Here is a 9,427-nt window from a genome sequence, read left to right as displayed (position 1 = left end):
AAGGACGTACTGGCGGTTCCGGCGGCGGGCCGGCCCCGGCGCACGGTGGCCGAGCTGCTGCGCGAACCGCTGCTGGTGCCCGAGACACTGACGGTCGACCGGCTGCTGGACCGGCTGTCGGGCGGCGCCACCATGGCCGTCGTCATCGACGAGTACGGCGGGACGGCGGGGGTCGTGACATTGGAGGACATCGTGGAGGAGGTCGTCGGCGAGGTACGCGACGAGCACGATCCGCAGGAGACCGCCGATCTGGCCCCGGTGGGCGAGGACGCGGAGGGCAGGGCGCTCTGGTCGGCGGACGGCGCGGCGCGCGCGGACCAGTTGCGGACCGTCGGTCTGCGGATGCCCGAGGGACCGTACGAGACGCTCGCCGGGCTCGTCGCCACCGAGCTGGGCCGTATCCCGGCCGAGGGCGACCGTCTTGCCCTGAACGGCTGGCTGCTGGAGGTCGTGGACGCCACGGGCCGGCGCGCGGCCCGGCTGCTGCTCCACGCGCCGGTGAAGGTGGCCGAGGCGGACGGCGAGCACGGGGAGTACGGGGAGTACGGAGAGGATGGGGCATCCGCGTGATCATCGCGATCCAGCTCTTCGTCGGTCTGCTGACTCTGGTCGTCAACGCGTTCTTCGTCGCGTCCGAGTTCGCGCTCGTCTCCGTACGGCGCAGCCAGATCGAGCCGGAGGCCGAGGCGGGCAACCGGCGGGCGCGCCGTGTCATCTGGGGTCTGGAGCATGTGTCGGCGCTGCTGGCGGCGGCCCAGCTCGGCATCACGCTCTGCACGCTGGTGCTGGGTATCGTCGCCGAGCCCGCCATCGCGCGTCTGCTGGAGCCGTTCTTCAACGCCGTCGGGATGCCGCACGGTCTGGTGCATCCGGTCTCGTTCGTGATCGCGCTCGTCCTGGCGACCTATCTGCATATGCTGCTCGGCGAGATGGTGCCGAAGAACGTCGCCCTCGCGGGCCCCGCGCGGGCCGCGCTGCTGCTCGGTCCGCCGCTGGTGGCACTGGCACGGGCGCTGCGGCCGGTGATCTTCACCGTCAACGCCTTCGCCAACGGTCTGCTGAAGCTGCTGCGCGTGGAGACCAGGGACGAGGTGACGGCGACCTTCTCCGACGACGAACTGTCCCGTCTGGTCACGGACGCCGGCCATGCCGGGCTGCTCGACGACCGTGCCACCGAGCGGCTGCACGATGCGCTGGAGCTCGGGCGGCGGCCGGTGAGCGATGTGGTGATGCCGCTGGAGCAGGTGGTCTCCGTACGGCTCGGAGTCACGCCCGAGGAGCTGGAGAGCCTCTCGGCGCGGTCCGGTTTCTCGCGCTTCCCGGTGGTGGACACCACACGGCGGATCCTCGGCTATCTCCATGTGAAGGACGCCCTGGACGTGGCGCCGATCGACGAGCCGTTCCCGGTCTCCGCGATGCGCGCGGTCGCGCGGGTACGGGCGGCGACACCGATGGACGACGTACTGACCGCGATGCGCCGCAGCCGGACCCATCTCGCCGCCGTCCTGGACGAGGACGGCAGGCTGGAGGGCCTGGTGACCATGGAGGACGTCCTGCGCCAACTGGTGGGCAGACACGCGTGAGGGCCGGGACGCCCGGGAGCCGTCCAGGGCGGTCCAGGGCCACTCGGGGCCGGGGAACGGCCGTACGTACCGCACGGTACGATCGGCTCCGCCATGGAGATGAATGCCAACTACACCAGCCTTGTCGCGGTCGGTGACTCCTTCACCGAGGGCATGTCCGACCTCCTCCCCGACGGCTCGTACCGCGGCTGGGCGGATCTGCTCGCCGGACGTCTCGCCGTCCGCGCTCCGGGCTTCCGGTACGCGAATCTCGCCGTACGCGGCAAGCTCATCGGCCAGATACTCGACGAGCAGGTGGACACCGCCGCGGCGATGTCGGCGGATGTGGTGACGCTGGTCGGCGGACTCAACGACACCCTGCGGCCCTCGTGCGACATGGGCCGCGTCCGGGGACTGCTCACCGAGGCCGTGGAACGGCTGGCGCCGTCGTGCGGACAGCTCGTACTGATGCGCGGCCCTGGCCGCGACGGCCCGGTGATGGAACGTTTCCGGCCGCGCATGGAGGAGCTGTTCAGCCATATCGACGAGCTGGCGGCCCGGCACGGCGCGCTGGTCGTGGATCTGTACGGGGCCCGGGCGCTCGGCGATCAGCGGCTGTGGGACACGGACCGGCTCCATCTCACCGCGGAAGGCCACCGCCGGGTCGCCGAGGCGGTCTGGCAGACGCTGGGACTGCCGGCGGAGGACGACTGGCGCGCGGAGCTGCCGCCGGCCGAGCCCGTACGGTGGCTGACACGGCGGGCCGAGGACGCGCGCTTCGCACGGCGGCATCTCGGCCCATGGATCGTCCGCCGCGTGACAGGCCGCTCCTCCGGCGACGGCAGACCGGCCAAGCGCCCGGAGCTGCTCCCGTACGAGGTGCCGGTGCTGAGCCCGTCCGGCGACTGAGGGCACGGTACGGCTGCCCGTCCGGAGCTGGCCTGCGCGGACCGCCCGGCGTCGGCCTGCGCGGACCGCCAGTAGAATCAGCTCACGTGACCGTGTCTGCGAAGCCTCGCATCCCCAATGTCCTTGCCGGCCGCTACGCCTCGGCGGAGCTGGCCGTGCTGTGGTCCCCCGAGCAGAAGGTACGGCTGGAGCGTCAGCTCTGGCTGGCGGTGCTCCGGGCGCAGCGGGACCTCGGGATCGAGGTCCCCGACGCGGCGCTCGCCGACTACGAGCGGGTGCTCGACCAGGTCGACCTGGCGTCGATCGCCGAGCGCGAGAAGGTCACCCGGCACGATGTGAAGGCGCGGATCGAGGAGTTCAACGCCCTCGCCGGTCATGAGCAGGTGCACAAGGGCATGACCTCGCGCGATCTGACCGAGAATGTCGAGCAGCTCCAGATCCGGCTGTCGCTGGAGCTGATGCGGGACCGTACGGTCGCGGTGCTGGCCCGGCTCGGGAAGCTGGCGGGCGAGTACGGCGAGCTGGTCATGGCCGGCCGCTCGCACAATGTCGCCGCGCAGGCCACCACGCTCGGCAAGCGTTTCGCGACGGCCGCCGACGAGCTGCTCGTGGCGTACGGACGGCTGGAGGATCTGCTCGGCCGCTATCCGCTGCGCGGGATCAAGGGACCGGTCGGTACGGCGCAGGACATGCTCGATCTGCTGGGCGGCGACACGGCGAAGCTGGCGGAGCTGGAGCGGCGGATCGCGGGCCATCTCGGCTTCGCGCAGGCCTTCACCTCGGTCGGCCAGGTGTATCCGCGCTCGCTCGACTATGACGTGGTGACCGCGCTGGTACAGCTCGCCGCCGCGCCGTCCTCAGTCGCGAAGACAATCCGGCTGATGGCCGGGCACGAGCTGGTCACCGAGGGCTTCAAGCCCGGCCAGGTCGGCTCCTCCGCCATGCCGCACAAGATGAACACGCGCTCCTGCGAGCGGGTCAACGGGCTGATGGTGATCCTGCGCGGCTACGCGTCGATGACCGGTGAGCTGGCGGGCGACCAGTGGAACGAGGGCGATGTCTCCTGCTCGGTGGTCCGCCGGGTGGCGCTGCCGGACGCGTTCTTCGCCTTCGACGGGCTGCTGGAGACGTTTCTGACGGTGCTGGACGAGTTCGGCGCGTTCCCGGCGGTCGTGGCGCGCGAGCTGGACCGCTATCTGCCGTTCCTCGCCACGACGAAGGTCCTGATGGCCGCCGTACGGGCCGGTGTCGGGCGTGAGGCCGCGCACGAGGTCATCAAGGAGCACGCGGTGGCGTCGGCACTGGCGATGCGCGAGCAGGGCGCGGAGCGCAACGAACTGCTCGACCGGCTGGCGGCCGACGAGCGGATCCCGCTCGACCGCGCGGCGCTGGACGCGCTGATGGCGGACAAGCTGTCCTTCACGGGCGCGGCGGAGGACCAGATCGCGACGGTGGTGTCCCGGATCGAGGAGATCGCCAAGCAGCACCCGGAGGCGGCGGCGTACGCACCGGGCTCGATCCTGTGACGACGAGCGGGACCGACACGATCGTCGCCGCGGACGTCGTCATCACCTGCCCCGGCCGTAACTTCGTCACGCTCAAGATCACCACGGCCGAGGGACTGGTCGGCTGGGGCGATGCCACGCTCAACGGCCGTGAACTCGCCGTCGCCTCCTATCTCCGTGACCATGTCGCGCCGCTGCTCATCGGCCGCGATCCGGCGAGGATCGAGGACACCTGGCAGTACCTCTACCGAGGCGCCTACTGGCGGCGCGGTCCGGTGACCATGACCTCCGTCGGCGCGGTGGACCTCGCTCTGTGGGACATCAAGGGCAAGGCCACCGGACAGCCCGTCTACCAGCTTCTCGGCGGCGCGGTCCGCGACCGGATCCTCTGCTATACCCATGCCAGTGGCTGGGACGTACCACGGCTCCTCGACGCGGTCGACGCCCAGCGCGAGCGCGGCTTCCGCGCGGTGCGGGCGCAGAGCGGTGTGCCCGGTCTCGGCACGGTGTACGGCGTGAGCGAGAACGCTCCCGGGCACGAGCAGGCTGCCGGGCACAGGCAGGCCTCCGGGCATGAGCAGCCGGACAGGCACGGCCCGGGGCCGCAGGAGGAGATCTGGGACACCGACGCGTATCTCCGGCACGCGCCCGAGATGCTCGCGGCGGTCCGCGAGCATGTGGGACCCGAGCTGAAGCTGCTGCACGACGTACACCACCGGCTCACTCCCGGCGAGGCGGCCCGGCTCGGCAAGGCGCTGGAGGCGGTGAACCTCTTCTGGCTGGAGGATGTGACTCCGGCGGAGAACCAGGAGGTGCTGCGCCATGTCCGGCGGCACACCACCGTGCCGCTGGCGATCGGCGAGGTGTTCAATACCGTCTGGGAGTGCCAGACGCTGATCACCGAACAGCTCATCGACTTCGTCAGGACCTGTGTGACGCACGCGGGCGGGATCAGCCATCTCCGGCGGATCGCGGCGCTGGCCGAGCTCTGGCAGGTACGGCTCGGCCCGCACGGCCCTTCGGACATCTCACCGGTGGCGCTGGGCGCGTCGCTCCATGTCGGGCTGTCGACACCGAACTTCGCCATCCAGGAGTACATGGGGTACGAGCCGGTCGTCCACGAGGTGTTCCGCCACGCGTGGAGTTACGAGGACGGCCATCTGCACCCCGGGGACGAGCCCGGTCTCGGGATCGAGGTCGACGAGGCGCTGGCCGCGCGCTTCCCGTACGAGCCCGCCTGTCTGCCCGTCGCCCGACGGCGCGACGGCTCGATGACGGACTGGTGAGGATCGCTTCGGCGGACGGTGCGTGCGCCGGCCGCCTGGTGGGAGACGGCACGCGACTGACGGCCCACGGCTGACGACTGACGGCCCGTCAGCGGCCCCCGGTCCGCCACAGAGGGAAAACCCGGGGGCCACGGACGGGCCATGGCTCAGCGCCTCAGTCCGCCACGTACGTCAGTCCGCCACGTACGTCAGTCCGCCGCGCGCGTCAGCCGTACGACCGGAATGTCCCTGTCCGTCTTCTTCTGGTACTCGTCGTACTGCGGGAACAACTCCACCAGTCCCGGCCACACCCGGGCCTTCTCCTCCGGTGACAAGGTCTCCGCCCGCGCGGCGAAGCGCTCGGCGCCCACCCGCAGCCGTACGTCCGGGTTCGCCTCCAGATTGAGGAACCACAGCGGATGCTCGTCGGCACCGCCCTTGGACGCCACGAGCAGATAGCCGTCGCCGTCACGGCCGTAGATCAGTACGGTGCGCCGCCACTGGCCGGTTCGCCGGCCGCGGTAATCCAGCAGCAGACACGGCGCGCCCTGCACCTCCGCGCCGAGGGCACCGTTGGACTCCTCGTACGTCTTCGCCTGTTCGGCCACCCAGCCCGTGGGACTGATCACCACAACTTCGTCCTGCGCCATCCCGGCTCCTCCGCCTCTTGCGTCGCCAACACGCCCCAGCCTAATCAGCCCGAGCAACTCACCGGTCAGCCCGGAGTCCTCGCGACTCGCCGCACCGTCAACCACCGAGTAGCATCCGCCAAACACGCACGAGCTGGGAGGACATACCGTGGGGCGGCTGACCGGCGGAGACCCTTCTCTCCTGCGGCGGATCAACTCGGCCGTGGTGCTGCACGCCCTGCGCGGCGCCGGTCCTCTCACCCTCACCGATCTGACCCGGATCACGGATCTGTCCCGCCCGACCGTCGAGGGCGTGGTGGAAGGGCTGATCGAGACGGGCCTGGTCGTGGAGTGTGCGCCGGAGGAGGGCGAGACACGTAAACAGGGCCGTCCCGCACGGCGGTTCCGGTTCCGCGCCGAGGCGGGCCATCTGCTCGGCATCGAGATCGGACCGCACCGGATCGCCGCGCTGCTCTCCGGACTGGACGGCAGGATCATCGGCGCCGGCGCGCGTGAGGTCTCGGAGAAGGCCGACGCGGACGAACGGCTGGACCGGGTACGGCTGGTCGTCGCCGATGTCCTGCGGCGCACCGGTGTGCCGCGCGGCTCCCTGCGGGCGGTGGGCGTCGGCAGTCCCGGCATCGTGGAGGCCGACGGCACCGTACGGCTGGGCACCGCGCTCCCTCAGTGGACCGGGCTGGCGCTCGGTGAGCGGCTGCGCCGCTCGTTCCGATGTCCCGTCCTGGTGGAGAACGACGCCAACGCGGCGGCGGTGGCCGAACAGTGGAAGGGCGCCGCCACCGACTCCGACGACATCGTCTTCGTACTGGCCGGGCTCAGTCCCGGCGCGGGCGCCATGATCGGCGGCCGGCTGCACCGCGGGTTCGGCGGAGCCGCGGGCGAGATCGGCGCGCTGCATCTGCTGGGCCGCGATGTGACGCCCGAGAAGCTGCTGTCGACGACGGACGAGCCGCTCCATCCGCTCGACGAGCACGCGGTGGCGAAGGTCTTCGCCCATGCCAAGGAGGGCGACATACGCGCCCAGGCGGCCGTCGAGCGGTTCATCCAGCGGCTGGTGCACGATGTGGCGGCGCTGGTGCTGGCGCTGGACCCGGAGCTGGTGGTGATCGGCGGCTGGGCGGCCGGACTCGACGGCGTACTGGATCCGCTGCGCGGCGAACTCTCCCGCTACTGTCTGCGCCCGCCACGCGTGACGCTCTCGCTGCTCGGCGAGGCGGCGGTGGCGACGGGCGCGCTGCGACTGGCCCTGGACCATGTCGAGGAGCAGCTCTTCGCGGTGGAGAGTACGGTGACGTCCCGCCGGGACCGGTGAGGGCGCCCGGCTTCAGGACGCCCTGCGCTCCTGCGGGTGGTCGCTGATCTCCAGGTCGCCCGACGCGCCGAAGGTCAGCCGGCAGGTGTCCGCGCGGTACGTCGCCACCGAGACCGCGGCCGTACGGCCGTCCACGACATAGCGCGTCGTGACCACGAGCACCGGAGCGCCCGGCAGCCGGTCCAGCGCCTTGGCGTCGTCCGCGCGCGCGGAGCCCAGCTCCACCGCGCGGTCCTGGCCGTCGAGGCAGAGCCGCTGAAGCTCGCGCAGCACGCTGCGGGCGCGGGCCGGGCCGGACGGCGCGTCGATCGCCGACAGCGCGGGCACGGACGAGGACGGTACGTAGAGCAGTTCGGTCGCGACGGACTGGCCGTGCGTGACCCGGATCCTGCGGACCGTGTGGACCTCTTCGCCGGTCTCCGTCTCCAGCAGCCGGGCCACTCCGGCGCCGACGGGCGCCATGGCGCAGTCGATCGGCTGCCAGGCGTCCTGGGCGGCACCCGGCCACTCGTGCTGGGCTGTCGAGACGTCCACACCGACCCTCGGCGGCGCGACGGTCGTGCCGACACCGCGGCGGCGCTGGAGCCGGCCTTCCAGTTCGAGCTGTTCGAGCGCCTGCCTCAGCGTGGCGCGCGCGACTCCGAAACGAGCGGCCAATTCACGCTCGTTGGGCAGGATCTCGCCCACCGCGAAGTCGGAGTCGAGTGCTTCACCGAGAACGGTCTTGAGGTGCCAGTACTTAGGCTCCGGCACTGTTTCAAGCTGCGTGGTCCCCACCCTGATCCTCCGCAATCGCCGTGTCCCGGCGGGTTTTCCGTGCAATGTTTATTAAAGGTTCCTGCACTAACTAGCGACGATAGGACCGCCCATCCAGTTGGTCAAGACCAATCCTGCTTCGGTCACCGAGAGAAGTCACTCCCGGACTCAGGGTGTTCACAGTACGTTCGTACACCGGTGAGGCGCAGGTGACAACGGAGTCCCGCGGCCGGAATGGACACGGGACTCCGTAACGTGTGGAGCGGCGAGCAGGGCTTACAGGGCGGGCCGCCCTGAAACCACTCCAGCGAGCTTGTCCGGATTCCGCATGATGTGGACGGACCGCACCGCACCGTCGGCGATCTCCAGTTGAAGGACGAGATCCGGCTTTCCGTCGCTGAGGACCAGCAGGGCCACGGCGCCGTTGATCTCCACGATCCGGCGTTCGTAGCGGGCCGCGTCGCCCGCGACGGCGATGAAGAACCGCGCCACCTTGTCGGCGCCCTCGACGATCCGCAGCGGCGCCTTGGCCTTGCCGCCACTGTCACCCACGAGCCGGACGTCCGGCGCCAGCAGACCGATGAGGGCCTCCATGTCACCGCCGCCGGCCGCCGCGAGGAACCGCTCGGTGAGATCGCGGCGCTCGGCGGGATCCACGTCGTAACGAGGTCTGCGCTCCTCGACATGGCGGCGGGCCCGGCCCGCGAGCTGACGGACGGCCGCCTCGCTCCGGTCCAGTACGGCGGCGATCTCGGCGAACGGAAAGCCGAATGCCTCGCGCAGAACGAACACCGCGCGCTCCAGCGGCGAGAGGGACTCCAGGACGACCAGCACGGCGAGCGAGACCGAATCGGCGAGCACGGCACGCTCGGCCGTGTCGGACGCGGCCGGACCGTAGTCGGTGACGACCGGCTCCGGCAGCCAGGGCCCCACATAGGCCTCACGCCGCGACTGGGCCTGGCGCAGCCGGTCGATGGCGAGCCGGGTGGTGATCCGTACGAGATAGGCGCGCGGATCGCGGACATCCGCACGCCCTTCCCCGCTCCAGCGCAGCCATGCCTCCTGCACCACGTCCTCGGCGTCGGCGAACCGGCCGAGCATGCGGTAGGCCACTCCGGTCAGTACGCTCCGGTGCCTTTCGAATACAGCGGTTTCATCGGGTTCGCCAGTTCCGTCAGTTCCGTCAGCTTCGTCGGTGCTCGTCGTCTCGGTCGCCACCGTCCCATCCCAGCCCAGTGTTTGTCGGCTGTCCAGGTGACGCGCGCGCGGCCGTACGCTCGGCGAGGCTCGGCGGGGCGGTCGGTTGTTCATACGGGGTTCGCGCGGTGGCTGCCGCCAGCGACTAGGCATGGCACGACAGCCCGGCATCCACCTGCCCAGGAGACTCATCGATGTCGAACAGCCCCAGCAACAACCCCGATCCGTCCCCGGCCACCGACACTCCCGCCTCCGCCGGCGGCGCGAACTC

At 70.8% G+C, this 9,427-nt stretch carries 9 protein-coding genes; 6 read left to right on the top strand and 3 right to left on the bottom strand.

What is annotated here, in order from left to right; translation table 11 throughout:
* From GA0115259_RS09195 to manD, 5 genes are all read left to right on the top strand, one after another.
* Window positions 1-570, top strand: a 570-nt coding sequence (locus tag GA0115259_RS09195) for a transporter associated domain-containing protein (protein ID WP_141716501.1), incomplete at its 5' end; no start/stop codon positions are given.
* Window positions 570-1,583, top strand: a complete 1,014-nt coding sequence (locus GA0115259_RS09190; RefSeq protein WP_093593556.1) for a hemolysin family protein — start codon at window positions 570-572, stop codon at window positions 1,581-1,583. The genes GA0115259_RS09195 and GA0115259_RS09190, both read left to right, overlap by 1 nt.
* Window positions 1,584-1,676: 93 nt before the next feature.
* Complete coding sequence (locus tag GA0115259_RS09185) at window positions 1,677-2,471, top strand: SGNH/GDSL hydrolase family protein (protein WP_093593551.1); 795 nt, start codon at window positions 1,677-1,679, stop codon at window positions 2,469-2,471.
* Window positions 2,472-2,563: 92 nt separating this feature from the next.
* Window positions 2,564-3,997, top strand: coding sequence for an adenylosuccinate lyase (gene purB, locus GA0115259_RS09180; protein ID WP_093593553.1), 1,434 nt, complete (start codon window positions 2,564-2,566; stop codon window positions 3,995-3,997).
* Window positions 3,994-5,262 carry a D-mannonate dehydratase ManD gene (manD, locus tag GA0115259_RS09175; RefSeq protein ID WP_093593549.1) on the top strand — a complete coding sequence of 423 codons (1,269 nt, stop codon included), beginning with the start codon at window positions 3,994-3,996 and terminating at the stop codon, window positions 5,260-5,262. The genes purB and manD overlap by 4 nt, the downstream gene beginning before the upstream one ends.
* A gap of 188 nt (window positions 5,263-5,450) precedes the next feature.
* On the opposite strand, the gene GA0115259_RS09170 is transcribed toward manD, so the two are convergent.
* Complete coding sequence (locus GA0115259_RS09170) at window positions 5,451-5,891, bottom strand: nitroreductase family deazaflavin-dependent oxidoreductase (protein ID WP_093593546.1); 441 nt, start codon at window positions 5,889-5,891, stop codon at window positions 5,451-5,453.
* Window positions 5,892-6,039: 148 nt separating this feature from the next.
* Between GA0115259_RS09170 and GA0115259_RS09165 the strand changes: the two genes are divergently transcribed.
* Entirely contained in the window at window positions 6,040-7,203 is a 1,164-nt protein-coding gene (locus tag GA0115259_RS09165; RefSeq protein ID WP_093593543.1) for an ROK family transcriptional regulator, read from the top strand.
* Between the two features lie 12 nt (window positions 7,204-7,215).
* On the opposite strand, the gene GA0115259_RS09160 is transcribed toward GA0115259_RS09165, so the two are convergent.
* Together GA0115259_RS09160 and sigJ are read right to left on the bottom strand one after the other, a co-directional pair.
* Window positions 7,216-7,980 carry a GntR family transcriptional regulator gene (locus GA0115259_RS09160; protein WP_093593540.1) on the bottom strand — a complete coding sequence of 255 codons (765 nt, stop codon included), beginning with the start codon at window positions 7,978-7,980 and terminating at the stop codon, window positions 7,216-7,218.
* 255 nt (window positions 7,981-8,235) lie between these two features.
* Window positions 8,236-9,213, bottom strand: coding sequence for an RNA polymerase sigma factor SigJ (gene sigJ / locus GA0115259_RS09155; protein ID WP_256097952.1), 978 nt, complete (start codon window positions 9,211-9,213; stop codon window positions 8,236-8,238).
* Window positions 9,214-9,427 lie beyond the last annotated feature (214 nt).

This window comes from Streptomyces sp. MnatMP-M17, from assembly GCF_900091995.1.
Classification (GTDB): Bacteria; Actinomycetota; Actinomycetes; order Streptomycetales; family Streptomycetaceae; genus Streptomyces.
This window is presented reverse-complemented; position numbering and strand designations above follow the sequence as displayed.